25 protein-coding genes are annotated in these 25220 nt (G+C 72.3%); 13 read left to right on the forward strand and 12 right to left on the reverse strand.

Annotated features, from left to right (window positions below):
* Positions 1-168: 168 nt before the first annotated feature.
* Positions 169-516 carry a hypothetical protein gene (locus E6U81_RS10590; protein WP_136229803.1) on the reverse strand — a complete coding sequence of 116 codons (348 nt, stop codon included), beginning with the start codon at positions 514-516 and terminating at the stop codon, positions 169-171.
* Between the two features lie 50 nt (positions 517-566).
* Between E6U81_RS10590 and E6U81_RS10595 the strand changes: the two genes are divergently transcribed.
* Complete coding sequence (locus E6U81_RS10595; RefSeq protein WP_078959232.1) at positions 567-1268, forward strand: hypothetical protein; 702 nt, start codon at positions 567-569, stop codon at positions 1266-1268.
* A 172-nt stretch (positions 1269-1440) separates the two neighbouring features.
* Here E6U81_RS10595 and E6U81_RS10600 read toward each other — a convergent pair whose 3' ends face one another.
* On the reverse strand, positions 1441-2139 hold the full coding sequence (locus E6U81_RS10600) for a SigE family RNA polymerase sigma factor (protein ID WP_136229804.1): 699 nt from the start codon (positions 2137-2139) through the stop codon (positions 1441-1443).
* A 200-nt stretch (positions 2140-2339) separates the two neighbouring features.
* Between E6U81_RS10600 and afsQ1 the strand changes: the two genes are divergently transcribed.
* Genes afsQ1 through E6U81_RS10615 form a run of 3 tightly spaced genes read left to right on the forward strand, consistent with a single transcriptional unit; the run spans position 2340 to position 5141 of the window.
* Positions 2340-3017, forward strand: coding sequence for a two-component system response regulator AfsQ1 (gene afsQ1, locus E6U81_RS10605; RefSeq protein WP_063754818.1), 678 nt, complete (start codon positions 2340-2342; stop codon positions 3015-3017).
* A complete protein-coding gene (locus E6U81_RS10610) occupies positions 3014-4501 on the forward strand; it encodes a HAMP domain-containing sensor histidine kinase (protein WP_136229805.1) in 1488 nt (495 codons plus the stop codon). The genes afsQ1 and E6U81_RS10610 overlap by 4 nt, the downstream gene beginning before the upstream one ends.
* Complete coding sequence (locus E6U81_RS10615; RefSeq protein ID WP_136229902.1) at positions 4494-5141, forward strand: hypothetical protein; 648 nt, start codon at positions 4494-4496, stop codon at positions 5139-5141. The genes E6U81_RS10610 and E6U81_RS10615 overlap by 8 nt, the downstream gene beginning before the upstream one ends.
* Before the next feature lie 127 nt (positions 5142-5268).
* Here E6U81_RS10615 and E6U81_RS10620 read toward each other — a convergent pair whose 3' ends face one another.
* The 3 genes from E6U81_RS10620 to E6U81_RS10630 all read right to left on the reverse strand — a co-directional run bounded on the left by E6U81_RS10620 (position 5269) and on the right by E6U81_RS10630 (position 8363).
* A complete protein-coding gene (locus E6U81_RS10620; RefSeq protein WP_136229806.1) occupies positions 5269-6915 on the reverse strand; it encodes a phospho-sugar mutase in 1647 nt (548 codons plus the stop codon).
* A 35-nt stretch (positions 6916-6950) separates the two neighbouring features.
* Positions 6951-7757, reverse strand: coding sequence for a purine-nucleoside phosphorylase (locus E6U81_RS10625; RefSeq protein ID WP_030661588.1), 807 nt, complete (start codon positions 7755-7757; stop codon positions 6951-6953).
* Positions 7758-7925: 168 nt separating this feature from the next.
* Positions 7926-8363 (reverse strand): gamma-glutamylcyclotransferase, encoded by a 438-nt coding sequence (locus tag E6U81_RS10630; RefSeq protein WP_031149742.1) that lies wholly within the window; start codon positions 8361-8363, stop codon positions 7926-7928.
* Between the two features lie 211 nt (positions 8364-8574).
* Here E6U81_RS10630 and E6U81_RS10635 point away from each other — a divergent pair, with 211 nt between their 5' ends.
* Together E6U81_RS10635 and E6U81_RS10640 are read left to right on the forward strand one after the other, a co-directional pair.
* Entirely contained in the window at positions 8575-10014 is a 1440-nt protein-coding gene (locus E6U81_RS10635) for an NAD(P)H-quinone dehydrogenase (protein WP_136229807.1), read from the forward strand.
* A 175-nt stretch (positions 10015-10189) separates the two neighbouring features.
* Positions 10190-11146 carry a DeoR/GlpR family DNA-binding transcription regulator gene (locus E6U81_RS10640; protein WP_136229808.1) on the forward strand — a complete coding sequence of 319 codons (957 nt, stop codon included), beginning with the start codon at positions 10190-10192 and terminating at the stop codon, positions 11144-11146.
* A 147-nt stretch (positions 11147-11293) separates the two neighbouring features.
* Here E6U81_RS10640 and E6U81_RS10645 read toward each other — a convergent pair whose 3' ends face one another.
* Positions 11294-13057 carry a biotin carboxylase N-terminal domain-containing protein gene (locus E6U81_RS10645; RefSeq protein WP_136229809.1) on the reverse strand — a complete coding sequence of 588 codons (1764 nt, stop codon included), beginning with the start codon at positions 13055-13057 and terminating at the stop codon, positions 11294-11296.
* A gap of 489 nt (positions 13058-13546) precedes the next feature.
* Here E6U81_RS10645 and E6U81_RS10650 point away from each other — a divergent pair, with 489 nt between their 5' ends.
* Complete coding sequence (locus tag E6U81_RS10650; RefSeq protein ID WP_240803751.1) at positions 13547-14026, forward strand: hypothetical protein; 480 nt, start codon at positions 13547-13549, stop codon at positions 14024-14026.
* Here E6U81_RS10650 and E6U81_RS10655 read toward each other — a convergent pair.
* The 5 genes from E6U81_RS10655 to E6U81_RS10670 all read right to left on the reverse strand — a co-directional run bounded on the left by E6U81_RS10655 (position 14007) and on the right by E6U81_RS10670 (position 18056).
* The gene (locus E6U81_RS10655; protein WP_168714600.1) at positions 14007-14627 is read right to left on the reverse strand and encodes a nucleoside triphosphate pyrophosphatase; all 621 of its coding nucleotides are present in this window, start codon (positions 14625-14627) and stop codon (positions 14007-14009) included. The genes E6U81_RS10650 and E6U81_RS10655 overlap by 20 nt on opposite strands.
* 31 nt (positions 14628-14658) lie before the next feature.
* Positions 14659-14793 carry a hypothetical protein gene (locus E6U81_RS41700; protein ID WP_266353118.1) on the reverse strand — a complete coding sequence of 45 codons (135 nt, stop codon included), beginning with the start codon at positions 14791-14793 and terminating at the stop codon, positions 14659-14661.
* 80 nt (positions 14794-14873) lie between these two features.
* Positions 14874-15086, reverse strand: coding sequence for an acyl-CoA carboxylase epsilon subunit (locus E6U81_RS10660; RefSeq protein WP_136229812.1), 213 nt, complete (start codon positions 15084-15086; stop codon positions 14874-14876).
* Positions 15087-15104: 18 nt separating this feature from the next.
* Positions 15105-16697: an acyl-CoA carboxylase subunit beta gene (locus E6U81_RS10665; protein ID WP_136229813.1), complete on the reverse strand. Its 1593-nt coding sequence runs from the start codon at positions 16695-16697 to the stop codon at positions 15105-15107.
* 117 nt (positions 16698-16814) lie between these two features.
* Positions 16815-18056 (reverse strand): transposase, encoded by a 1242-nt coding sequence (locus E6U81_RS10670; protein ID WP_240803752.1) that lies wholly within the window; start codon positions 18054-18056, stop codon positions 16815-16817.
* An 81-nt stretch (positions 18057-18137) separates the two neighbouring features.
* Between E6U81_RS10670 and E6U81_RS10675 the strand changes: the two genes are divergently transcribed.
* The 5 genes from E6U81_RS10675 (at position 18138) to hutH (ending at position 24233) form a co-directional block, all read left to right on the forward strand.
* Positions 18138-19001 carry a biotin--[acetyl-CoA-carboxylase] ligase gene (locus tag E6U81_RS10675; protein ID WP_136229814.1) on the forward strand — a complete coding sequence of 288 codons (864 nt, stop codon included), beginning with the start codon at positions 18138-18140 and terminating at the stop codon, positions 18999-19001.
* Positions 19002-19223: 222 nt separating this feature from the next.
* Complete coding sequence (locus E6U81_RS10680) at positions 19224-20372, forward strand: adenylate/guanylate cyclase domain-containing protein (protein ID WP_030661663.1); 1149 nt, start codon at positions 19224-19226, stop codon at positions 20370-20372.
* A 174-nt stretch (positions 20373-20546) separates the two neighbouring features.
* The gene (locus E6U81_RS10685; RefSeq protein ID WP_136229815.1) at positions 20547-21344 is read left to right on the forward strand and encodes an enoyl-CoA hydratase-related protein; all 798 of its coding nucleotides are present in this window, start codon (positions 20547-20549) and stop codon (positions 21342-21344) included.
* 113 nt (positions 21345-21457) lie between these two features.
* Positions 21458-22573 carry a GGDEF domain-containing protein gene (locus E6U81_RS10690; RefSeq protein WP_136229816.1) on the forward strand — a complete coding sequence of 372 codons (1116 nt, stop codon included), beginning with the start codon at positions 21458-21460 and terminating at the stop codon, positions 22571-22573.
* A gap of 118 nt (positions 22574-22691) precedes the next feature.
* Positions 22692-24233 carry a histidine ammonia-lyase gene (hutH, locus tag E6U81_RS10695; RefSeq protein ID WP_046779124.1) on the forward strand — a complete coding sequence of 514 codons (1542 nt, stop codon included), beginning with the start codon at positions 22692-22694 and terminating at the stop codon, positions 24231-24233.
* 102 nt (positions 24234-24335) lie between these two features.
* Here hutH and E6U81_RS10700 read toward each other — a convergent pair whose 3' ends face one another.
* Positions 24336-24674 carry a hypothetical protein gene (locus E6U81_RS10700; RefSeq protein ID WP_136229817.1) on the reverse strand — a complete coding sequence of 113 codons (339 nt, stop codon included), beginning with the start codon at positions 24672-24674 and terminating at the stop codon, positions 24336-24338.
* 146 nt (positions 24675-24820) lie between these two features.
* On the opposite strand from E6U81_RS10700, the gene E6U81_RS10705 reads away from it, so the two are divergent.
* Positions 24821-25123 carry a hypothetical protein gene (locus E6U81_RS10705; protein WP_240803753.1) on the forward strand — a complete coding sequence of 101 codons (303 nt, stop codon included), beginning with the start codon at positions 24821-24823 and terminating at the stop codon, positions 25121-25123.
* Positions 25124-25220: the final 97 nt, after the last annotated feature.

A 25220-nucleotide genomic window follows, 5' to 3' on the forward strand; every position in this document is an offset into this window, starting at 1 on the left:
CCGGGGCCACTCGCTTTCCGGGGCTCGGTTCGCCTCCGGCGGCGCTGTTGTCGGCTGCAGGCGGGCGTACGTCCTCGAAACCGCTCGTGCCTCGCGGTTCCTCCGGGCGCTCGCCCGCCTTCGCCGACGCGCCGCCTTCGGCTCACTCGCCCGTGGCGCGGCGGGGCCTCAGCGGGGCGCGAGAGGGCCCAGGAGGGACGAGACCGCCGCCGTGGGCAGTTCGCCCACCGACGGGCCCTGGGTGAGGATGCCCGTCACCGCGGTCGTGCCCACGGCCGGGAAGTCCGCGACCTTGGTGGCGACACCGTTGTCCAGCGGATCCACACCGGTGTGCGCCAGCGGGTTCACCTTCAGGTTCGCGATCGGGTCCGTGACCCCGGCCACGGCCGCCGGGACGTCCAGCTCACCGGCCTGCGCACCGCCCGCGGCCATCGCCAGCGCGGCGCCGGCCATCGAGAGGGTCAGGCCCGCGCTGCGGAGCCGGTTCGGTGCCGAAGGGGCTGCGTGACGTGCCATGAGGATCCCGCCTGTGTCGTAGTCGCGTGCGCACGCAGCGTAGTGGAGGTGTGTTCCTGGACACCAACCGGTCACCGGGAGGATCCCCTACCCGGGGGAATGGTTCAGACTGGTGTCCCGTGAGCTCTTCCTCTCCTTCGCCGACGCGAGTCGTCCTGTTGACCGGTCCGTCGGGCTCCGGAAAATCCTCGCTGGCCGCCCGCTCCGGGCTGCCCGTGCTGCGCCTCGACGACTTCTACAAGGAAGCCGACGACCCCACCCTTCCGCTGGTGGAGGGCAGCTCCGACATCGACTGGGACTCCCCCCTCTCCTGGGACGCCGACACCGCCGTCGCCGCGATAGCCGAGCTGTGCGCCTCGGGACGGACGGACGTGCCGGTCTACGACATCGCCACCAGCTCCCGCACCGGCTGGGACACCCTCGACATCGCCCGCACCCCGCTGTTCATCGCGGAGGGCATCTTCGCCGCGGACGTCGCCGCCCGCTGCCAGGAACTCGGCCTCCTCGCGGACGCCATCTGCCTGCGCGGCCGGCCCTCGACCACCTTCCGCCGCCGGCTCGCCCGCGATCTGCGCGAGGGCCGCAAGTCCGTGCCGTTCCTGCTGCGCAGGGGCCTGCGGCTGATGCGCGCCGAACGGGGCATCGTGGCCCGCCACGTCGCACTGGGCGCGCACGCCTGCGCCGGCGACGAGGCCCTCGGCCGCCTGGCCGCGGCCGCGGCGGGCCGCCACCGCACGACCACCCCGGCATAGCCGACGCGGAGCGCCGGGCACGGCCCCGGCGAACCGCTGGAGCCCGCGCACGCGAAAAGGCGGGATCGGGCGGACCCCCGGCCGCTCGATCCCGCCTCTTCCCCCCGCGGCCCCCGCCCCACCCCCGTAGGACGGTCCCCCTGGCCCGATGGTCTGTGTGCGCCGCGCCGCGTTACGCGACCAGCTCCTCGAAGGACTCCGCCTCGTCGCGGCCGAAGCTCAGCGACTCGTCCTCCCGCAGGCGCCGCAGCGAGCGCCAGATGCTCGACTTCACCGTGCCGACGCTGATCCCGAGGATCTCCGCGATCTCCGGGTCCGTCCGGCCCTCGTAGTAGCGCAGCACCAGCATCGTGCGCTGCGGCTCCGGGATCCGGGTCAGCGCCTGCCACAGCACCGCGCGCAGCTCCGTACCGCGCATCGCGTCCGTGTCGGAGGCCGTCTCCGGCAGCTCCTCCGTCGGGTACTCGTTCAGCTTGCGCCGACGCCACGCGCTGATGTGCAGGTTCGTCATGGTGCGGCGCAGGTAGCCGCCGACCGCAGCCTTGTCGCTGATCCGGTCCCAGGCGCGGTACGTGGAGAACAGCGCGCTCTGCAGCAGGTCCTCGGCCTCGTAACGGTCACCGGTGAGGTGGAAGGCCGTCGCGTACAGCGCGGCGCGCCGCTCCTGGACGTAGGCGGTGAACTCCGCCTCGGACGTCGAGGACGGGGCCTGCTGCCGGTCGGGAACCGCCTGGTACTGGTGTGCGTCAATGGCTACGACGTGGGCCGGCCGGGGCCGGGCGACCGCCACCGAACGGACACCCGCCCGGCGGTTCACATCGTGCAGCCGCGTGACAACCGCGCTGGTGCTGGTGCTGTGCAGCGTGTTCATCTCGCGCCCCCCGTCGTGGAGTGTCTCTGCTTCGGATCGCTGTGCGTTGAGTAGAAGATTGCCCGGCCGACTTAACCGGGGTGTCCGTCGACTGTCACAGCACTGTCACAGCGACCGCCGGCAGGACCCCGGCGGACCCACGCAGGATCTCGTCCCCCTGACGGTCGAACTCCCGACTGCCCATGAGACAGAATGAGCCCGTGCCTTTCCTGTTGCTGATCGAGGACGACGACGCCATCCGCACGGCCCTCGAACTCTCCCTGTCACGCCAGGGCCACCGTGTGGCCACCGCGGCGACGGGCGAGGACGGCCTGAAGCTACTGCGAGAGCAGCGGCCGGATCTGATCGTGCTGGACGTGATGCTGCCCGGGATCGACGGCTTCGAGGTGTGCCGGCGGATCCGCCGCACCGACCAGCTGCCGATCATCCTGCTCACCGCGCGCAGCGACGACATCGACGTGGTCGTCGGCCTGGAGTCCGGAGCCGACGACTACGTGGTCAAGCCCGTCCAGGGGCGGGTCCTCGACGCCCGCATCCGGGCCGTACTGCGCCGCGGCGAACGCGAGTCGAGCGACTCGGCGAGCTTCGGCTCCCTCGTCATCGACCGCGCCGCCATGACCGTGACGAAGAACGGCGAGGACCTCCAGCTCACGCCGACCGAGCTGCGACTCCTCCTCGAACTGAGCCGCCGGCCCGGCCAGGCGCTCTCCCGCCAGCAGCTGCTGCGCCTCGTGTGGGAGCACGACTACCTCGGCGACTCGCGGCTCGTCGACGCCTGCGTCCAGCGGCTGCGCGCCAAGGTCGAGGACGTGCCCTCCTCGCCCACCCTGATCCGTACGGTCCGGGGCGTCGGCTACCGCCTGGACTCCCCGCAGTGATCCGGTCGTTGCTCGCGGGCCGGCGCTGGACCAGCCTGCGGCTGCGGCTCCTCGTCGTCTTCGCACTGGTCGCCCTGACGGCCGCCGTGTCCGCGTCCGGGATCGCCTACTGGCTCAACCGCGAGGCCGTGCTCACCCGCGTGCAGGAGGCGGCCCTCGGCGACTTCCGCCAGGAGATGCAGAACCGTGCCGCCGCACTGCCCGCCGATCCGACGCCCGAGGAGCTGCAGCGCACCGCCGAGCTGATGGCGGGCAGCAGCCCCGGCTACAGCGTGCTGCTCGTGCAGGAGGGCAAGGACAACCGCCAGATGTACGGCGCGGCCGGGCCCGACAACTTCCGGCTGACCGACGTCCCGAAGTCCCTGCAGAACGCGGTGAACGACCGCCAGAAGACGACCGCGGCCAACGACGCCGAGTACCACGTGTACTGGCAGCGCACGAAGCCGCGCGGCAACCCGTACCTGGTCGGCGGCACGCGGATCGTGGGCGGCGGACCGACCGGCTACATGTACAAGTCCCTCGCCCAGGAGCGGGACGACCTCAACGCGCTCGCCTGGTCGCTGACCATCGCGACCATCCTCGCCCTGCTCGGCTCCGCGCTGCTCGCGCAGGCCGCGGCCCGCACCGTGCTCAAGCCCGTACAGCGGCTGGGGGACGCGGCGCGGCGGCTCGGCGAGGGCGAACTGGACCACCGCCTCGACGTGTCGGGCACCGACGAACTCGCCGACCTGTCGCGCACCTTCAACAAGACGGCCGAGGCACTGGAGAAGAAGGTCGCCGACATGAGCGCGCGGGAGGAGTCGAGCCGGCGCTTCGTCGCGGACATGTCGCACGAACTGCGCACGCCCCTCACCGCGCTGACCGCGGTGGCCGAGGTGCTGGAGGAGGAGGTCGAGGACCTCGACCCGATGATCGCACCGGCCGTGGCGCTGGTCGTCAGCGAGACGCGGCGCCTCAACATCCTGGTGGAGAACCTGATGGAGGTCACCCGCTTCGACGCGGGTACGGCGAAGCTGGTGCTGGACGACGTGAACGTCGCCGACCAGGTCACGGCCTGCATCGACGCCCGGGCCTGGCTCGACGCGGTCGAACTCGACGCCGAGCGCGGCATCGTGGTCCGCCTCGACCCGCGCCGCCTCGACGTCATCCTGGCCAACCTGATCGGCAACGCGCTCAAGCACGGTGGCTCGCCGGTGCGGGTGTCGGTGACCGTGGAGGGGGACTGGCTGGTGATCGCGGTCCAGGACAACGGGCCGGGCATCCCCGAAGAGGTCCTGCCGCACGTCTTCGACCGCTTCTACAAGGCGAGCGCGTCGCGGCCGAAGTCGGACGGCAGCGGGCTCGGACTGTCGATCGCCGTGGAGAACGCGCACATCCACGGCGGCGACATCACCGCGGCCAACGTGCCGGGCGGCGGGGCGCTGTTCACCCTGCGGCTGCCGGTGGACGTGGGAAAGGCGATCACTGGTGACCTGGATGCGTAGGGTCCTGCCGGCGGTGCCGGCCGTACTGGTCCCGCTCGTCGGGATCGCGCTGCTCGCGACCGCGGGCTGCGGGATCCGGGCGACGACCGTGCCCGTGGACGTGGGCGCGGCGCCGTCGCGCGTCTCGTGCGACACCCCGGCGCAGCCGGGCGGGCAGAGCGGGGCACCGGGCTTCCAGGCCACGGTGGAACTGGTCTGCGGGTCGCAGCTGGTCGGCGTGGAGCGGGTCGTCCCGATGGCGGAGAAGGGCACCGTACGGGATCCCGTCACGCAGGCCGCGCAGGCACTGCTGGAGGCGCTGGAGCGGACGCCGAGCGCGGAGGAACGGGACGCCGGCTTCTCGACCGGGGTGCCGGCCGGGCTGACGGCGGGCGCACCGAAGCCGGGCGACCCGGCGGGCACGGTGCGGCTCAGCCGCAAGCCGGAGGACCTGCCGCCGGTGGCGCTGTCGCAGATCGTGTGCACGCTGTCGGGCAGCGACACCGTGTCGGCCGGCCCGGGCCCGGTGGTCCTGGGCGGACCGGACGCCGATCCGCCGCGGGCGTGGGAGTGCACGGAAGCGGTCCGCTCCCGCCCGGAGTCGGTCCCGACCCTGGGCGAGATCGTCCGCCCGACGCCGTCCGCGTCCGCGTCCCGCTGACCGGCGCCCCGCCCGCGGGGCGAAGGATCCGCGCAAATGTCGACGGCCCCCTGAGCCGGGACTCAAGGGGGCCGTCGGGGCCGGGCTCGCCGGACGGGGCGAGGCAGGCCGGTTCTTGCCGAAGGGCCTACAGGCCCATCGCCGCCGCGAGGTCCTTCTTGACCGCGTCCAGGACTTCCTGGCCGGTCGCGCGGGCCGACGCCAGGTCGGAGGCCTCGGCCACCGGGACGACGACCTCCAGGTAGCACTTCAGCTTGGGCTCCGTGCCCGACGGGCGGCAGATGACCCGGGCCTTGTACGCGCCGTCCAGGTAGTAGCGCAGGCCGTCCGTGGGCGGCAGCGACTCCGTGCCCTTGGCCAGGTCCTCCGCCGAGACCACCCGCAGCCCCGCCAGCGAGACCGGGGGCTCGGCGCGCAGCGCGGCCATCGCCGAGGCGATCACCGACAGGTCCGAGACGCGGACCGAGAGCTGGTCGGTGGCGTGCAGCCCGTGGGCCATCGCCAGGTCGTCCAGCAGGTCGGTCAGGGTGCGGCCCTGCTCCTTGAGCTCCGAGGCCAGTTCGGCCACCAGCAGGGCGGCGGTCACGCCGTCCTTGTCGCGGACGCCCTCGGGGTCCACGCAGTAGCCGAGCGCCTCCTCGTAGCCGTAGCGCAGGCCCTCGACGCGGGCGATCCACTTGAAGCCCGTCAGGGTCTCCTCGTAGCCGACGCCGGCCGCTTCCGCGATCCGGCCCAGCAGGCTGGACGAGACGATGGACTCGGCGAAGACGCCGGTCGCACCCTTGTGGACCAGGTGCGCCGCGAGCAGCGCGCCGACCTCGTCGCCGCGCAGCATCCGCCAGCCGCCCGCGGTGGGGACGGCCACCGCGCAACGGTCGGCGTCGGGGTCGTTCGCGATCACGATGTCCGGCTGGACCTCGGCGGCCCTGGCGAAGGCCAGGTCCATCGCGCCCGGCTCCTCCGGGTTGGGGAACGCCACCGTCGGGAAGGCCGGGTCCGGTTCGGCCTGCTCGGCGACCAGGACCGGCTCCGGGAAGCCGTGCCGGGCGAAGGCCGCCATCACGACGTCCTTGCCGACGCCGTGCATGGCCGTGTAGACGGTCCGCACGCCGCGCGGGCCCCCGGGGGTCAGAACGGCGTCCGTACGGGCCAGGTAGGCCTCCAGGACCTCGTCGCCGAGGTCCTCCCAGCCGGATTCCGGGCGGGGGACCGAGGCGAGCGTGTCGACGCGGGCGATCTCCGCCGCGATCTCCGCGTCGGCCGGGGAGACGATCTGCGAGCCGTCGCCGAGGTAGACCTTGTAGCCGTTGTCCCGGGGCGGGTTGTGGCTCGCGGTCACCTCGACGCCGGCGACGGCGCCCAGGTGCCTTATGGCGTACGCGAGGACGGGCGTGGGCAGCGGGCGGGGCAGGACGGCCGCGCGCAGCCCGGCGCCGGTCATGACGGCCGCGGTGTCGCGGGCGAAGTCCGCCGACTTGTAGCGGGCGTCGTAGCCGACGACGACGAGGCCGCCGGCGTGGCCCTGCGCCTTCAGGTAGGCCGCGAGGCCCGCCGCGGCCCGGATGACCACGCTGCGGTTCATCCGCATCGGGCCCGCGCCGATCTCACCGCGCAGTCCGGCGGTGCCGAACTGGAGGGTGCCGGAGAAACGGTCGGTCAGCTCCGCCGTGTCGCCCGCCCCGATGAGCGCGGCGAGCTCGGCCGCGGTCTCCGGGTCGGGGTCCTCCGCCAGCCAGGCCTGGGCCCGGGTGATCAGGTCGTCCTGTTCCTGCACTACTTCCGCCTTACCTCTCGTACGGTCCCGGGGCCTCAGATGCGGGCGAGGACCTGGGTCAGCAGCTTGCCCATGCGCGCGGCCGAGTCGCGGCCGGCCTGGAGGACCTCTTCGTGGTTCAGCGGCTCGCCGGAGATGCCCGCCGCCAGGTTGGTGACCAGGGAGATGCCGAGCACCTCGGCGCCGGCCTCACGGGCGGCGATGGCCTCCAGCACCGTGGACATGCCGACCAGGTCGGCGCCCATGACGCGGATCATGTTGATCTCGGCCGGGGTCTCGTAGTGCGGGCCGGGGAACTGGACGTAGACGCCCTCCTCCAGGGAGGGGTCGATCTCCTTGCACAGCGCGCGCAGCTCGGGCGAGTACAGGTTCGTGAGGTCCACGAAGTTCGCGCCGATGATCGGCGAGGTGGCCGTCATGTTGATGTGGTCGCTGATCAGGACCGGCTGGCCGGGCTGCATGCCCTCGCGCAGACCGCCGCAGCCGTTGGTCAGCACGACGGTCTTGCAGCCGGCGGCGACGGCGGTGCGGACACCGTGGGCGACGGCGGCGACGCCGCGGCCCTCGTAGTAGTGGGTGCGGCCCAGGAAGACCAGCGCGCGCTTGTCGCCGATCTTGTACGAGCGGACCTTGCCGCCGTGTCCTTCGACGGCGGCCGGGGGGAACCCGGGCAGCTCGGTGACGAGGAACTCGGCCTCGGGGGCGCCCAGGGCCTCGGCGGCGGGGGCCCAGCCGGAGCCCATGACGAGGGCGACATCGTGGGTCTCGGCGCCGGTGAGCTCCCGCAGGCGGGCGGCTGCGGCGTCGGCGGCGGCGGTGGGATCGGTAACAGATGCGTTCACGCAGACGAGCGTAGCCGCTCATTGCCTACGCGCGTAGATGGCACAGCTCACCATGCTCGGATCGTTGTCTTGTCGTTTCCGACCAAATGTCCGTCGCCACCCACCGTGACCTGCGACGACCTGGGGTGACCGGTCGGGTGGGCCGCCCCGGGCGGTCCCGCCGCGCCGTCAGCAGGGGCGCTTGCGCAGCTCCATCACGTAGTCGTGCGGGGCGCCCGCGGACTCGGCCGCGTCGGCGATCTCGCCCAGGTAGCGCGCGGAGGGCAGACCGCCCTCGTAGCCGTTGAGCACGTAGCACCAGGCGGCGTCCTCGCCGTCCAGCGTGTGCACCCGGATCCGCATGCGCCGGTAGATGTCGAGCCCGACGCCCTCCCAGCGGTCCATGGAGTCCTCGTCGAGCGGGGCGATGTCATAGAGGGCGACGAAGACCTGGTGACGGGGCGCCTCGACGATCGTGGCGAGGGAGCCCTCCCAGCCCATCTGCTCGCCGCCGAAGGTCAGCCGCCAGTCGTTGATCCAGCCCGTGCCGCGCAGCGGCGAATGGGGAGCGCGGCGCGTCATCAGCCGCGGGTCGAGGTTGCCGGCGTACGCGGCGTAGAGCGACATGAGGTCGAGGGTACGGGAGGGGTGGCCGTGCGGGCGTGCCCGGCCGGGCGTACCCCCGGACGGAGCCCCCGACGAAGCCCTGCGGCGGTACCGGGCGCGAAGCACCTTGAAGCGTGCGGGACAATGGAGCACGGAATGCATCCCCCGGGGAGAACCCCCGGAACACCGGCCGGGGCGGCAGCCGGCCGGGTAGACGTGAGGCGGACTTTTCGTGACCCGGATCGTGATCATCGGCGGCGGACCCGGCGGGTATGAGGCGGCCCTCGTAGGGGCCCAGCTCGGCGCGGAGGTGACCGTCGTGGACTGCGACGGTCTGGGCGGGGCCTCGGTCCTGACCGACTGCGTACCCTCCAAGACTCTGATCGCGACCGCCGAGGTGATGACCACCTTCGACTCCTCCTACGAGGAGCTGGGGATCATCGTCGCGGACGACACCCCGCACATCGAGCAGGCCGCGCGCGTGGTGGGCGTGGACCTCGGCAAGGTGAACCGGCGCGTGAAGCGCCTCGCGCTCGCCCAGTCGCACGACATCACCGCCTCCGTCACCCGCGCCGGCGCCAAGGTCATGCGCGGCCGCGGCAAGCTGGGCGGCCCGCAGGGCATCGACGGCACCCGGGACGTCATCGTCACCGCCGCGGACGGCACCGAGACGATCCTGACGGCGGACGCCGTCCTCATCGCCACCGGCGGCACCCCGCGCGAGATCCCGGACGCCCAGCCCGACGGCGAGCGCATCCTGAACTGGACCCAGGTCTACGACCTGGACGAGCTCCCCGAGGAGCTCATCGTGGTCGGCTCCGGTGTGACCGGAGCCGAGTTCGCCGGCGCGTACCAGGCGCTCGGCTCCCGGGTCACCCTGGTGTCCTCCCGCGACCGCGTGCTGCCGGGCGAGGACCCCGACGCGGCGGCCGTCCTGGAGGACGTCTTCCGGCGCCGCGGCATGAACGTCGTCGGGCGCTCGCGCGCCGAGTCCGCCAAGCGGGTCGGCGACCGGGTCGAGGTCACCCTCTCCGACGGCCGGGTGCTGACCGGTACGCACTGCCTGATGGCGGTCGGCGCGATTCCGAACACCGCGAACATGAACCTGGAGGAGTCCGGGGTCCGGCTCAAGGACTCCGGGCACATCTGGACCGACAAGGTGTCGCGCACCTCCGCGCCGGGCGTGTACGCCGCCGGTGACGTCACGGGCGTCTTCGCACTCGCCTCCGTCGCCGCCATGCAGGGGCGCATCGCGATGTACCACTTCCTCGGCGACGCGGTGGCCCCGCTGAACCTGAAGACGGTGTCCTCGAACGTCTTCACCGACCCGGAGATCGCCACCGTCGGCTACACCCAGGCGGACGTGGACGCCGGCAAGATCGACGCCCGTGTCGTGAAGCTCCCCCTGCTGCGCAACCCGCGCGCCAAGATGCAGGGCATCCGGGACGGCTTCGTGAAGATGTTCTGCCGCCCGGGCACCGGCATCGTGGTCGGCGGCGTGGTCGTCTCCCCGCGCGCGAGTGAGCTCATCCACCCGATCTCGATCGCCGTCGACAACAATCTGACGGTCGAGCAGATCGCAAACGCGTTCACCGTGTACCCCTCGCTGTCGGGGTCGATCGCCGAGGTGGCGCGCCAGCTGCACACGCGGAAGGCCGCCGGGGAGGCGTGAGCGACCCCAACCGCCCCGCGCCCCAAGGGCGTTGGGGCGGTGCGCCGCCGCGTGGCCGTACGTTCACCCAGACCTCGGGCCGCGTATACCACTAGTCGCCCTGCCATATGGACAACTTCGGTATTCCGGCGCAAAGAGCTGAAAGCAGACGGTCGTTGGGGTTACTGTCAGTTTCGTGTTCGCTGCAGAACGTCGCCAATTGATCCTCGAAATGGTGCGGGCCAACGGAGCGGTTTCGCTCCGGGAGCTCGCCCGCGTCGTCCAGACCTCCGAAGTGACCGTACGGCGGGACGTGCGGGCACTGGAGGCCGAAGGACTCCTCGACCGCCGACACGGCGGTGCGGTCTTGCCGGGCGGTTTCACGCGGGAGTCCGGCTTTCCGCAAAAGTCCCATCTCGCGACGGCGGAGAAGACCGCCATCGCCGATGTCGCGGCCGGCCTCGTCGAAGAGGGTGAGGCCGTCGTCGTCGGCGCGGGCACCACGACGCAGGAGCTGGCCCGCCGGCTCGCCCGCGTGCCCGGCCTGACCGTCGTCACCAACTCCCTCCTGGTCGCCCAGGCGCTCGCCCACGCCAACCGGGTCGAAGTCGTCATGACCGGTGGCACCCTGCGCGGGTCCAACTACGCCCTCGTCGGCAGCGGAGCCGAACAGTCCCTCCAGGGGCTCCGGGTCTCCCGCGCCTTCCTCTCGGGCAGCGGTCTGACGGCGGAGCGGGGCCTGTCCACGTCCAACATGCTGTCGGCGAGCGTGGACCGCGCCCTCGTCCAGGCCGCGGCGGAGGTGGTCGTCCTCGCGGACCACACGAAGCTCGGCACGGACACCATGTTCCAGACGGTGCCGACGGACGTGATGACCCGCCTGGTCACGGACGAGCCCCCGCCGCACGACGACCGCGCGGCCACCGAGCTCCAGGCCCTGGCGGACCAAGGCGTCCAGATCACCGTGGCCGGCGGCCCCGTCGCCTCCGGCGGCGTGGACGGCATGGGCGCCCGCCGACCCCGCCGCGACTCCCCCCTCCCGGTCCAGCGCCGCGGCGGCCCCACGGCCCAGCTGCGCAGTGCGCTGCCCCTGGGGGACCCGGGCGAACGGGAGCGGGAGCGTGCCCGGGTGGCGGACATGCGGCGCCGCTGACACCGCCACCGCCGCCCACCACGGCGCACGGAAGGGCGGCGCGAAGGAAGGGTCCTGGCCCGGCAGGGCGGAGTCCGGACACGAGAGCGGCCCGTGCACCCCGGAAGGGGTGCACGGGCCGCTCTCGTGACGCGGATGCCGTGGACGTCAGTCCTTGATCTCGCAGATCGTGGCGCCCGAGGTGACCGAGGCGCCGACCTCGGCGGTGAGGCCGACGATGGTGCCGGAGCGGTGCGCGTTGAGCGGCTGCTCCATCTTCATCGCCTCCAGTACGACGATCAGCTCGCCCTCGGTGACCTGCTGGCCCTCCTCGACCGCGACCTTGACGATCGTGCCCTGCATCGGGGAGGCGAGCGTGTCGCCGGAGGCTGCCGGGCCGGACTTCTTGGCCGCGCGGCGCTTCGGCTTCGCGCCGCCCGCGGCGGCCGTGCGGGCCAGGGTCATGCCGAGGGAGGACGGCAGCGAGACCTCCAGGCGCTTGCCGCCGACCTCGACGACGACCGTCTCGCGGCCCGGCTCGTCCTCGGTCTCCTCCGCGGCCGGAGCCGTGAACGCCGGGATCTCGTTGACGAACTCGGTCTCGATCCAGCGGGTGAAGACGGTGAAGGGGCTGCCGTCGGTGGGGGCGAACGCCGGGTCGGCGACGACCGCGCGGTGGAAGGGGATGGCCGTGGCCATGCCCTCGATCTCGAACTCGGCGAGCGCGCGCGCGGCACGCTGCAGCGCCTGCTCGCGGGTGGCGCCGGTGACGATCAGCTTGGCCAGCAGGGAGTCCCAGGCCGGGCCGATGACGGAGCCGGACTCGACGCCCGCGTCGAGGCGGACGCCCGGGCCCGTCGGCGCGACGAACTTCGTCACCGTGCCGGGCGCCGGAAGGAAGCCGCGGCCCGGGTCCTCGCCGTTGATGCGGAACTCGATGGAGTGACCGCGCAGGACCGGGTCGCCGTAGCCGAGCTCCTCGCCGTCGGCGATGCGGAACATCTCGCGGACCAGGTCGATGCCGGCGACCTCTTCGGTGACCGGGTGCTCGACCTGGAGGCGGGTGTTGACCTCCAGGAAGGAGATCAGGCCGTCGGCGGAGACCAGGAACTCCACGGTGCCGGCGCCGACGTAGCCGGCCTCCTTCAGGATGGCCTTGGACGCGGCGTACAGCTCCGCGTTCTGAGCCTCGGTCAGGAACGGTGCGGGAGCCTCCTCCACCAGCTTCTGGTGGCGGCGCTGGAGGGAGCAGTCGCGGGTCGAGACGACGACGACGTTGCCGTGCGAGTCGGCCAGGCACTGGGTCTCGACGTGGCGCGGCTTGTCGAGGTAGCGCTCGACGAAGCACTCGCCGCGGCCGAAGGCGGCGACGGCCTCGCGGACGGCGGAATCGTAGAGCTCCGGCACCTCTTCGAGGGTGCGGGCGACCTTCAGGCCGCGGCCGCCACCGCCGAAGGCCGCCTTGATGGCGATCGGCAGGCCGTGCTCCTTGGCGAAGGCGACGACCTCGTCGGCCCCGGAGACCGGGTCCGGCGTGCCGGCGACCAGCGGCGCACCGGCGCGCTGGGCGATGTGGCGGGCGGCCACCTTGTCGCCGAGGTCGCGGATGGCCTGCGGCGGCGGGCCGATCCAGGTCAGGCCGGCGTCGAGCACGGCCTGGGCGAAGTCGGCGTTCTCGGACAGGAAGCCGTATCCGGGGTGGATGGCGTCCGCACCCGAGTCGGCGGCGGCCTGGAGGACCTTGGAGATGTCCAGGTAGCTGGCGGCCGGGGTGTCACCGCCCAACGCGAAAGCTTCGTCGGCCGCGCGGACGTGCAGAGCGTCCCGGTCCGGATCGGCGTAGACGGCTACGCTCGCGATCCCGGCGTCCCGGCAGGCCCGAGCAACGCGGACAGCGATTTCGCCACGGTTGGCGATGAGCACCTTGCGCACGATGGCTCCCTCCTTGAAACAAGCTGAGTTTAGGGACAGCCCACACGGCCTTTCGACCCTTCCCCGGTGGTGACCTTGCCCACACAGAGTGTGATGCGAGGCCCGCTCCGCCGGAGAACCCTTGTGGCGCCCCAGGTCAGGGGGATCCCCGACTGCACAGTAACCCCGTCATGTATCCAAGGTCTCTGTCTCCCCGGTCAGCGGCCCCGGGTGATTCTTTGTCGAGTCCCTACGAACGGCCCACATTTTCTTTGCTGGCGAGCGCGGAGTTGTCCCCTTGTTTACTGATTGGTAGCTCCGTCGTCCCGCAGGGCGAACCGGGACAACACCGTACCCACAGCCGGGCGGCCGACCGCGGTCCCGACGGGCCGCAGCGCGCCGGGCGTGTACTCCGGACGGGCGATGCGGACACATCCCTTGCCCGCGGGGCTACCCGTTAGTAGCCTCCAGGCGTCGAACGGGCGTATGGCGCTTGGGGGGTGGGTGCACGTGGTGCGAAGACTCGTGGCCGGACTGGCCGCGATCGTGCTGGTCGCGGAAGCCGCCGTGCTGGTGCTCGTCCACATCGTGCTGGGCCGGACCACGGCCAACCAGTCGATGTCCATCGCCGGCAGCGATCCCGACGTCATGTCCAAGGCCACCTACGCCATGGGCGCGGGCATGGGCGCCTTCCTCCTGCTGTGCGCCGTGCTCGCCGTCCTCGCCGCGCTGCGCGACCGCTCCCCGGGCCGCTTCGGCCGCGTCGTGCTCATCAGCGCCGCCGTCACCCACGCGGTGCTGGGCATGCTCGCCGTCGGCCTGGTCGGCTGGGCGGCCTTCGCGGCGCTGATGGTGATCCTGTGTCTGCTCGTACTGATCCTCACGCTCTACCCCGCCGCCCGGCAGACCGGCGAGGGTGACGGCGGCGGCCCGGTCGAGGACGCCCCGCCACCGCCGCCGTTCGGGGAGCTCAAGCCCACAAGTCCGTGATGGACACGTCCAGTTCGCCCAGCAGGGAGCGCAGCAGCGGCATGGACAGCCCGATCACGTTGCCGTGATCCCCGTCGATGCCGTCGATGAACGGCGCCGACAGCCCGTCCAGGGTGAACGCCCCCGCCACGTGCAGCGGCTCGCCGCTCGCCACGTACGCCGCCACCTCCGCGTCCGTCGGCTCGCCGAAGCGGACCGTCGTCGACGCCGTGGCCGAGACCTGCCGCCCGGTCGCCGTGTCGATCACGCAGTGCCCGGTGCGCAGCACGCCGGCCCGGCCGCGCATCGCCTTCCAGCGCGCGGTGGCCTCCTCGGCGTCCGCGGGCTTGCCCAGCGCCTCGCCGTCCAGCTCCAGCACCGAGTCGCAGCCGATCACCAGCGCGCCCGAGGCCTCGTCCAGGCCGGCCACGACGGCCGCCTTGGCCTCGGCCAGCGCCAGGGCCAGCCCGGCCGGCTCGTCGTGCTCCAGGGTGTCCTCGTCGAAGCCGCTGACGATCACGTGCGGGGCGAGACCGGCCTGCCGCAGCAGGTTCAGCCGGGCGGGGGAGGCGGAGGCGAGGACGAGCTTGCGCCCGCTCGCGGGCTGGGGTGTGGCAGTCATGCCCGCCATCGTAGGTGCGCCCGGGCACGGCTCAGAAGTGGCCCACACCGAGGACGTAGACCACCACGAGCATGGCGAGGGCGAGCACCACGGTGAGCCGCCGGATCATCGCCTGCGCGTCGCGCATGTCCTTGGGCGGCTCGTTCTTCGGGTCGGACCAGAGCATGTTCCGATCCTGGCCCCGGAAACGGGTGCGGCGCCTGAGTACGGGTACTCAAGCGCCGCCCCGCGTTCACCACATGCCGGCTATCCGGGCCAGTAGGTCCGCCCCCAGGCCCGCGGCCCCGGCTGCGGAAGCCGCCGCCGTGCCACCCGGGACGGCGTCGACCACTCGTCCGAGACCTGCGGGGCGCCCGACGGCTGCGACGAAGCCAGCAGCGCCGCGCGCGCCTGGACCACCGCCAGTGCGGCGGCCAGCTCCTCCGGGGTCGGATTGCCCTTGACGACCTTGATCACCACGGTGACCTCCTGGAGGGACTAGAGGGGGATGTTGCCGTGCTTCTTCGGCGGCAGGGACTCCCGCTTGGTGCGCAGCTGCCGCAGCCCCTTCACCACGTGCGCACGGGTCTCGGACGGCATGGTCACCGCGTCGATGTAGCCGCGCTCGGCCGCCGTGTACGGGTTGAGCAGCGCGTCCTCGTACTCGGCGATGAGCCGGGTCCGGGTCTCCTCCACCTCCTCGGGGGCGGTCTCGGCGAGGGTGCGGCGGTGCAGGATGTTCACCGCGCCCTGCGCGCCCATGACGGCGATCTGCGCGGTCGGCCAGGCCAGGTTCAGGTCCGCGCCGAGGTGCTTGGAGCCCATGACGTCGTAGGCGCCGCCGAAGGCCTTGCGGGTGATGACGGTGATCAGGGGGACGGTGGCCTCGGCGTACGCGTAGATCAGCTTGGCGCCGCGCCGGATGATTCCGTTGTACTCCTGGTCGGTGCCCGGAAGGAAGCCCGGGACGTCGACGAAGGTCAGCACCGGGATGTTGAAGGCGTCGCAGGTCCGCACGAAGCGGGCCGCCTTCTCGGAGGCGTCGATGTCCAGGCAGCCGGCGAACTGCATCGGCTGGTTGGCGACGACACCCACCGGGTGGCCCTCGACCCGGCCGAAGCCGGTCAGGATGTTCGGCGCGAAGAGCGACTGCGTCTCCAGGAACTCCGCGTCGTCGAGCACGTGCTCGATCACGGTGTGCATGTCGTACGGCTGGTTCGCGCTGTCCGGGATCAGCACGTCGAGCTCGCGGTCGGTGTCGGAGACCTCGGTGTCGGCCTCCTCCGGGAACGCGGGCGGCTCGGAGAGGTTGTTCGACGGCAGGTACGACAGGAGCGACTTCACGTACTCGATGGCGTCCTTCTCGTCACCCGCCATGTGGTGCGCGACGCCGGACGTGCTGTTGTGCGTCCGCGCACCGCCCAGCTCCTCGAAGCCGACGTCCTCGCCGGTGACCGTCTTGATGACGTCCGGGCCGGTGATGAACATGTGCGAGGTCTGGTCCACCATCACCGTGAAGTCGGTGATGGCCGGGGAGTACACGGCGCCGCCGGCGCAGGGTCCGACGACCAGGCTGATCTGCGGGATCACGCCCGAGGCGTGGACGTTGCGGCGGAAGATCTCGCCGTACATGCCCAGCGCGCTGACGCCCTCCTGGATGCGGGCGCCGCCGGAGTCGTTGATGCCGACGAGCGGGCAGCCGGTCTTCAGCGCGAAGTCCATGACCTTCATGATCTTCTGGCCGAAGGTCTCGCCGAGGGCTCCGCCGAAGACGGTGAAGTCCTGCGAGAACACGGCGACGGGGCGCCCGTCGACCGTGCCGTAGCCGGTGACGACGCCGTCGCCGTAGGGGCGGGTCTTCTCCAGCCCGAAGTTGGTGGAACGGTGCCGGGCGAACTCGTCGAGCTCGACGAAGGATCCTTCGTCCAGCAGTAGGGCAACCCGCTCACGCGCCGTCAGCTTGCCCTTGGCGTGCTGCTTCTCCACGGCACGGGCGGAACCGGCGTGGGTGGCTTCGTCGATGCGGCGCTGCAGATCCGCGATCTTGCCCGCGGTGGTGTGCATGTCGATCGGCTCTGACGGATGTGACATCGGGGTCGCGGCTCCCTGCATGGTGTCAACTGCCTGGTCAATTGATTGACTACTGCTGGCTACTGGTGCGTAGCGTATCGGCGGGCATGGCGCTCGGCAGTGCGGCGTTTGACACACCTACATTGGGTTGCTTGGCCTCGTCGCCTTCCCTAAAGGGGGCTTTCCCGCCCTCGCGGACAGGCCTTCCTGCTTCATCGCGCGCTGCCCCGGCGTGGCGGATGCCCGCCGGGGTCCTACGCCCGCTCCACAGGCGGACACCGCCAGCCCGGCGGCCAAGAGGTTGATCGCCGCGTTCTCGTCGCGGTCGTGCTCCGTCCCGCAGTCGGCGCACCTCCAGGCCCGGATGCTCAGGGGCATGTCCCGGGCGAGGGCGCCGCATACCGAGCACAGCTTCGAGCTGGGATGCCACCGGTCAATGGTGATCAGCTCCCGCCCGTACCAGGTTGTCTTGTACTCCAGCATGCTCCGCATCTCGCGCCAGGACGCGTCGGAGATGGCCCGGGCGAGCCCCGGGTGCTGTTGCATGGTGCGGACATCGAGGTCTTCGATCACGAGCGTTTGGTTTTCGCGCACGAGTCGAGTCGTCAGTTTGTGCAGGTGGTCCCGGCGGCGGTCGGCAATGCGCGCATGGACTTTCGCTACCCGGATGCGAGCCTTGGCCCGATTCTTACTGCCCCTCTCCTTGCGCGACAGGGCCCGCTGGGCCCGTGCCAGGCGGGCGCGGTCCTTGCGTTCGTGCTTCGGGTTGATGACCCTTTCTCCGGTCGACAAGGTGACCAGCGCTGTCAGCCCCGCGTCGATCCCCACCGCATGTGCCACAGGGGGGAACGGCTCAGGGCTGTCCTCGAAGAGCAGGGAGACGAACCAGCGGCCGGCCGGGTCCCGGGACACGGTCACGGTCGTCGGCTCCGCGTCTGCCGGCAGTCGACGCGACCAGACCACCGGCAGGGGGGCCGCCATCTTGGCGAGAGTCGGCCGGCCGCCGCGGAAGCGGAAGGCGGATCGGGTGTACTCGGCGCTCGCCCGGGACTTCCGCTTGGACTTGAACCGGGGGTGGCGCGACCGCCCGTCCCAGAATGCGACGAACGCCCGCTGGAGGTGCCGCAGCGCCTGCTGGAGGGGCACACAGGACACCTCGTTCAGAAAGGCCAATTCCGGGCTCTGTTTCCATGCGGTCAACAGCGCCGAAGTCTGCGCGTAGCCGAGGTGCTCCCTGTGGGCCCGAGCCTCGGAACGGGCGGAGAGCGCCAGGTTGTAGACCTTCCGCACGCAGCCGAATGTCTTGGAGAGCTCTGTTGCCTGCGCGTCGTCGGGGTAGAAACGGAACTTGAATGCCCGCTTTACCGCAGAATTGCCCACAGCGGGGAAGCTAGGGTCAGTCAAGATCCGAACACAAGCCCGGGTCAGAGGATCACACACGGCGACATAAGGAATCCGACCATGTCATCAGATGCATCAGCCGGAGCCTCCGCAGGTCGTTGGTCGAGCCTGGACCGGCCGCCGCTCAATGCCGCCGCGCTGCGGCGGGCCCTCGTCACCGGGGACGGGCTGTGGACCTCGCTGGAGGTGGTCGCCTCCACCGGGTCCACCAATACCGACCTTGCCACGCGGGCGGCGGAGCTGCCCGAGGGAGCCGTGGTCGTCGCCGAGGAGCAGAGCGCCGGACGCGGCCGGCTCGACCGGAGCTGGGTCGCGCCCGCCCGGTCCGGGCTCTTCTTCTCCGTGCTGTTCAAGCCGGGCGACGCGGTGCCGCAGGAGCAGTGGGGGTGGCTGACCCTCCTGGCCGGCGTGGCCACCGCGACCGGGCTCTCCCGGGCCGCCGGCGTGGACACCGCCCTCAAGTGGCCCAACGACCTGCTGGTCAGTGTGGACGGGGAGGAGCGCAAGACCGGCGGCATCCTCGCCGAGCGGGTCGAGGACGGCGTGATCGTCGGCATCGGGCTCAACGTCACCCTGACCGAGGAGGAGCTCCCGGTGCCGGCCGCCGGATCGCTGCTGCTGGCCAAGGCCACCGTGACCGACCGCGAACCCCTGCTGAAGGCCGTGCTGCGGTCCCTGGAGGAGTGGTACGGGAACTGGCGCGCCGCCGGCGGCGACCCGGCGGCCAGCGGCCTCCAGGAGACCTACGCGGCGGGCTGCGCCACCCTCGGCCGGCACGTGCGCGCGGAGCTCCCGGGCGGGCGCACCCTCACCGGAACGGCCGAAGCCGTCGACACCGATGGCCGCCTGGTGATCCGTACGGCCGAAGGCACGCACGAGGCGGTAGGGGCCGGCGACGTCGTCCACCTGCGGTCCGTGCACTGACGGGGGTGGGGCCGGGCGTGCAGCGAAATGCGCGGAATGCAGCGTTTCGGGTGCGTGCGGCCTCATGCGCCGCCGTGCGGGGCCCGGGGTCGGTCCCGGATCGAAGCCGGGGAGGGGGAGTGAGCTACGGCACACCTGCCGTATGGTTTAGGCGATCCCGCTGCTCGTGGTGATCAACCGGTTCGGCAGGGCAGTGCGCACGGAATGGACAGGAGGCGGCCCTTGACCGTCGACGACTCTGCTTCCGGCGCGTCCGCCCCCGGGCCCAGTGGTCCGGGTACCCCGATCGGGCGCGACCAGCACACTCCCCACCACGAGGTCGACCACACCGTGCAGCCGACGGCGGATCCCCTCGCGATCCGCCTGGAGCAGCTGATCCTGGGCGCCGAGCGCCGGTACACGCCCTTCCAGGCCGCCCGCAGCGCCGGGGTGTCGATGGAGCTCGCCTCCCGCTTCTGGCGGGCCATGGGCTTCGCCGACATCGGCCAGGCCCGGGCGCTGACGGAGGCGGACGTCCTGGCCCTGCGCCGGCTCGCCGGCCTCGTGGAGGCCGGGCTGCTGTCCGAGCCGATGGCGGTGCAGGTGGCGCGGTCCACCGGGCAGACCACGGCGCGGCTGGCGGAGTGGCAGATCGACTCCTTCCTGGAGGGGCTCACGGAGCCGCCGGAGCCGGGGATGACCCGTACGGAGGTCACGTACCCGCTGGTCGAGCTGCTCCTGCCGGAGCTGGAGGAGTTCCTCGTCTACGTGTGGCGGCGCCAGCTGGCGGCGGCCACCGGACGCGTGGTGCAGGTCGCGGACGACGAGGAGATGGTCGACCGGCGGCTCGCGGTGGGCTTCGCCGACCTGGTGGGCTTCACCCGCCTGACGCGCCGGCTGGAGGAGGAGGAGCTCGGCGAGCTCGTCGAGTCCTTCGAGACGACCGCGGCGGACCTGGTGGCCGCGTACGGCGGCCGGCTGATCAAGACGCTGGGTGACGAGGTGCTGTACTGCGCCGACGACGCGGCGACCGCCGCGGAGATCGCGCTGCGGCTCATCGAGACGATGGAGGCGGACCCGCAGATGCCCGAGCTGCGGGTCGGGATCGCCTTCGGCACGGTGACGACCCGGATGGGCGACGTCTTCGGGACCACGGTGAACCTCGCGAGCCGCCTGACGTCCATAGCGCCCAAGGACGCCGTGCTGGTGGACGGGGCCATGGCCGAGGAGCTCTCCCGGACCGGCGCCGCTCCGGTGTCGGAGAAGGAGGCGGAGACGGAGCCCGACGAGGGCGCGGCCTACCGGTTCGCCCTCCAGCCGATGTGGCAGCGGCCGGTGCGCGGCCTGGGCGTCGTGGAGCCCTGGTCGCTGACGCGCCGCAAGCGCCGCTGACCCCTGCCCGCCCGCCGCCGGTGTCGGCACTGGCGCAGGTGTGCCCCCGGGCGCAGCCGGCCGCGGCCGGGCGGGCGGACGTCACGACCCCACTGCAATGCGCCACGGGCCCCTACCGATCGGCGGGACACCGCCTACTATCCCGACGTAACGTTCGTTAACCGGGAGGGTCCTATGGCGTCCGAGTTCGAGTCGGAGTTCGTGGCGGTACGCCGCCACGAGGGCGGGGTCGCGGAGCTGGTCCTGGACCGCCCCAAGGCCATGAACGCGGTCTCGACCGACATGGCCCGTGCCATCGGCGCGGCCTGCGCCGCGCTGGCCGCGGACCGTTCCGTGCGGGTGGTCGTGCTCTCCTCCGCCGCGGAGCGGGCCTTCTGCGTGGGGGCCGACCTCAAGGAGCGCAACTCGCTCTCCGACGCCGAGCTGGTGCGGCAGCGGCCGACCACGCGCGGGGCCTACGGCGGCGTGCTGGAGCTGCCGATGCCGACGGTCGCGGCGGTGCACGGGTTCGCGCTGGGCGGCGGCTTCGAGCTGGCCCTGGCCTGCGACGTGATCGTCGCCGACGAGACCGCGGTGGTCGGCCTGCCCGAGGTCTCCGTGGGCGTGATCCCGGGCGGCGGCGGTACGCAGCTGCTGCCGCGCCGCGTGGGTGCGGCGCGGGCCGCCGAGCTGATCTTCACGGCACGCCGGGTGGAGGCCGCCGAGGCGCTCTCCCTGGGGCTGGTGGACTCCGTGGTGCCGGCGGGCCGGGACACGGCCGAGGCGCTGGCGCTGGCGTCGCGGATGGCCGCGAACTCGCCGGTGGGCCTGCGGGCCGCCAAGCGCGCGCTGCGGCTGGGCCACGGGATGGACCTGGCGGCCGGCCTGGAGATCGAGGACGCCGCCTGGCGGACGGTCGCCTTCTCCGGCGACCGGGCGGAGGGCGTGGCGGCCTTCAACGAGAAGCGCAAGCCGAACTGGCCGGGGGAGTAGGGCCCGCACCGAGGGCCGGGCCGGACCTCCCGGGCGGACCTCAGGTGATCTTGGTCGCGTCTAAACTCGCGCCAACTATCTCAAAATCCGACAAAACTCCCTAACCTGGGGTGATGGGAGCTGACGGGCGGCTGCGAGCCGTGGTGGGCCTCGCCCAGGCGATGGCCGCGGCGAGCACGCCGCGCGACAGTGTGCGTGCGGCGGCGCGGGGCGCGCGCCTGGCGATGGACGGCTCGTTCGCCGCGATCTCCGCGTGGGAGCGGGAGCGCGGGTGCCTGCGCGTGCTCGTCAACGAGGGTGAGCGGCGGGCGGGCGAGGAGGAGTTCCCCGAGGACGAGTCCTATCCGGTCCACGACTTCCCCGAGATCACCGAGTTCCTGCACGAGCGGTGGGTGGGCGGGGGCGGCCCCCACGCCTGGGTCGAGAGCGCCGTCGGCGACCGGCCGGGGCGGCGTGGCGAGGCCCTGCGCCGCCGGGGCCGCGGTACGTGCGTGGTCGCGCCCGTCGTGCTCAGCGGGCGGGCCTGGGGCGAGCTGTACGTGGCCCGGGACGAGGGGCTGCCCGACTTCGACGAGGGCGATGCGGAGTTCGCCACCGTGCTCGCCGCCGTGGTCGCGGCCGGCCTCGCGCAGAACGAGCGCCTGGAGGAGGCGCGGCGGCTCGCCTTCACCGATCCGCTGACCGGGCTCGCCAACCGCCGGGCCGTCGACATGCGCCTCGACGAGGCCCTGGAGGAGCACCGGCGGACCGGTGCCGTCGTCAGCCTCGTCGTCTGCGACCTGAACGGGCTGAAGAAGGTCAACGACACCCTCGGGCACGCCATGGGCGACCGGCTGCTGGAGCGTTTCGGCTCGGTGCTGAGCCTGTGCGGGGCCATACTGCCGGGCGCGCTGGTCGCGCGTCTGGGCGGCGACGAGTTCTGCCTGGTCGGGGTCGGCCCGCCGGCGGACGACGTCGTCCGGGTCGCCGAGGAGCTGTGTACGCGCGCCGCCGGGCTGGAGCTGGGCGAGGGCGTGGCCTGCGGGGTGGCCTCCACCGGGGACCCGATCGGGCCGGTGAAGTCCTCCCGGCGGCTGTTCCGCCTCGCGGACGCCGCCCAGTACAAGGCGAAGGCGGCACGTTCGGCCGAGCCGGTGGTCGCGGGCCGGGACACGGCGGTGGTGCGGCTGGCGGACGCCGCCGCCCAGGAGGCTCCCGGTGAGCGGCGGCGTTTCCGCGGCCGCCAGTGACCGCCGGCCGGGCGCCGGGCGGGCGTGTCCTTGCGTAAGGGGTCCAGTGGCTGCGCGATCGTGACAGCGCCAGCTAGTGACATGTAGCGATTCAATCCGTAGGGTGCTGAATATGGATATGCACACTGTCGTGGTGGGGACGTCCGGTACCACCGCCGAGGACGTCATCGCCGTTGCCCGCGGCAACGCACGGGTCGAGCTGTCCGGCGAGGCGCTCGACGCACTCGCCCGCGCCCGCGAGATCGTCGACGCGCTGGCCGCCAAGCCCGAACCCGTCTACGGGGTGTCCACCGGGTTCGGCGCCCTCGCCTCCCGGCACATCAGTCCCGAGCTGCGCGCCCAGCTCCAGCGCAACATCGTCCGCTCGCACGCCGCCGGCATGGGCCCGCGCGTCGAGCGCGAGGTGGTCCGCGCGCTGATGTTCCTCCGGCTCAAGACCGTCGCCTCCGGCCACACCGGGGTGCGCCCCTCCGTGGCGCAGACCATGGCCGACGTGCTCAACGCCGGGATCACCCCGGTCGTCCACGAGTACGGCTCCCTCGGCTGCTCCGGCGACCTCGCCCCGCTGTCCCACTGCGCGCTCGCGCTCATGGGCGAGGGTGACGCCGAGGGCCCCGACGGCACCGTCCGCCCCGCCGGCGAGCTGCTCGCCGAGCACGGCATCGAGCCGGTCGAACTCCGCGAGAAGGAGGGCCTGGCCCTCCTCAACGGCACCGACGGCATGCTCGGCATGCTCGTCATGGCCCTCGCCGACCTCGACAGGCTCTACAAGTCCGCCGACATCACCGCCGCCCTCACCCTGGAGGCCCTGCTCGGCACCGACAAGGTCCTCCAGCCCGAGCTGCACGCCATCCGCCCGCACCCCGGCCAGGGCGCCTCCGCCGCCAACATGGCCGCCGTGCTGAAGGGCTCCGGGCTGACCGGGCACTTCCAGGAGGAGTCCGCACCGCGCGTGCAGGACGCCTACTCCGTGCGCTGCGCCCCGCAGGTCGCCGGCGCGGGCCGCGACACCATGGCGCACGCCGCCCTGGTCGCCTCGCGCGAGCTGGCCTCCGCCGTCGACAACCCGGTGGTGCTGCCCGACGGCCGCGTGGAGTCCAACGGCAACTTCCACGGCGCCCCGGTCGCCTACGTACTGGACTTCCTCGCCATCGCCGCCGCCGACCTCGGCTCCATCGCCGAGCGGCGCACCGACCGGCTGCTCGACAAGAACCGCTCCCACGGCCTGCCGCCGTTCCTCGCGGACGACGCCGGCGTGGACTCCGGTCTGATGATCGCCCAGTACACGCAGGCCGCCCTCGTCAGCGAGATGAAGCGGCTCGCGGTACCGGCCTCGGCCGACTCGATCCCCTCCTCCGCCATGCAGGAGGACCACGTCTCCATGGGCTGGTCGGCCGCGCGCAAGCTGCGTACCGCCGTCGACAACCTGACGCGGATCATCGCCATCGAGCTGTACGCGGCCACCCGCGCCATCGAGCTGCGCCACGGGCTGACGGCGGCCCCGGCCAGCCTGGCCGCGATCGCCGCCGCCCGCGCGGCGGGCGTCCAGGGTCCCGGGCCGGACCGTTTCCTCGCCCCCGACCTGGCCGCCGCCGACGCGTTCGTCCGTACCGGCGGGCTCCTCGCCGCGGTGGAGCCGGTGACCGGTCCGCTCGCCTGACGGCCGGCACCTGCGCACCAGACGGCGGAAGGGCCGCCCCGGGACCTCCCGGGGCGGCCCTTCCGCCGTCGTACGCGTTCGTCGCGGTGGTGCGGGGCGCTTCTACGACCCGGGGGAGCGGCGCACCGAGAAGGCCACGAAGGCCGCCCCGATGCCGAGGCAGAAGGTACCGCCCAGGAGGTACGGGGCGGTGTCGACGGAACCGGTGTCGGCGAGCGAGAGGGACGAGGACCGCGCGCCCGAAGCGGAAGGCGCCGAGCCCGAGATCGTCCCGATGGCCGCCGTCCCCGGGGCCGCCTCCTGCGTGTTCGCGCCCGCGGGTACGGCGGAGGCGCTCTCCGCCGCTTCCGGTGCGGTCGCGCCCGCCGAGGGCACGAACCACAGGGCGGCGAGGAGGGTGGTCGCTCCGAGAGCGGTGAGCAGCGGTCGGCGTGCGGACACGGTGCGATCCCCCTTGTGGCAGCAGCGAATTGGCCGTGTGCGCCGATGCTACGGAAAGGGGCGGGTCGTGGGAAAGTCAGGGCTTCCGCGGGCTTACTCTCCGTCGTATGAACCCTTCTGAGACATCACGATATGTACGACTTCGGGTGGATCTGGTGCTTGAAGTGCCGGACGCCCAGGCGCTCACGGGGGCCGCGCTCGCCCACATCAAGGCCGACGAGTTCATGCCGGACGAGGAACGCAGTCATGCGGAAGCCGCCGTCCGGGAAGACGAATCGGAAGCCCTCGCCTACCTCGTCGACCCCACTGACCTGGTCGTTGACATCCCCGGGGTGGAGCTCGCGCAGGCCTCCTGGAGCAGCGAGCCCGTCGAATACGACCCCGAGTCGATGGAGTGGGACCTCGACGAGGAAGATGGGGACTTCGACGAAGAACCCGACAACGCCTGACCGTGCGGTTGCCCACATCCCAACGGAATGTGGAACCGGCCGGCGCCGTTAACGCGTTGTCAGGACCGGGCAGGGGGGTGCGCCCCCTGCCGGGCCA

The sequence above is a fragment of the Streptomyces sp. A0592 genome, from assembly GCF_004795115.1.
Classification (GTDB): Bacteria; Actinomycetota; Actinomycetes; order Streptomycetales; family Streptomycetaceae; genus Streptomyces; species Streptomyces erythrochromogenes.

Coding starts and splice junctions, on each gene's coding strand:
- E6U81_RS10690 (WP_136229816.1), top strand. CDS start 21,458: ATGGGAGCTGACGGGCGGCTGCGAGCCGTGGTGGGCCTCGCCCAGGCG.
- E6U81_RS10590 (WP_136229803.1), bottom strand. CDS start 516: ATGGCACGTCACGCAGCCCCTTCGGCACCGAACCGGCTCCGCAGCGCG.
- E6U81_RS10630 (WP_031149742.1), bottom strand. CDS start 8,363: ATGTCGCTCTACGCCGCGTACGCCGGCAACCTCGACCCGCGGCTGATG.
- E6U81_RS10615 (WP_136229902.1), top strand. CDS start 4,494: ATGCGTAGGGTCCTGCCGGCGGTGCCGGCCGTACTGGTCCCGCTCGTC.
- E6U81_RS10600 (WP_136229804.1), bottom strand. CDS start 2,139: ATGAACACGCTGCACAGCACCAGCACCAGCGCGGTTGTCACGCGGCTG.
- hutH (WP_046779124.1), top strand. CDS start 22,692: ATGCACACTGTCGTGGTGGGGACGTCCGGTACCACCGCCGAGGACGTC.
- E6U81_RS10655 (WP_168714600.1), bottom strand. CDS start 14,627: ATGACTGCCACACCCCAGCCCGCGAGCGGGCGCAAGCTCGTCCTCGCC.
- E6U81_RS10685 (WP_136229815.1), top strand. CDS start 20,547: ATGGCGTCCGAGTTCGAGTCGGAGTTCGTGGCGGTACGCCGCCACGAG.
- E6U81_RS41700 (WP_266353118.1), bottom strand. CDS start 14,793: ATGCTCTGGTCCGACCCGAAGAACGAGCCGCCCAAGGACATGCGCGAC.
- E6U81_RS10665 (WP_136229813.1), bottom strand. CDS start 16,697: ATGTCACATCCGTCAGAGCCGATCGACATGCACACCACCGCGGGCAAG.
- E6U81_RS10675 (WP_136229814.1), top strand. CDS start 18,138: ATGTCATCAGATGCATCAGCCGGAGCCTCCGCAGGTCGTTGGTCGAGC.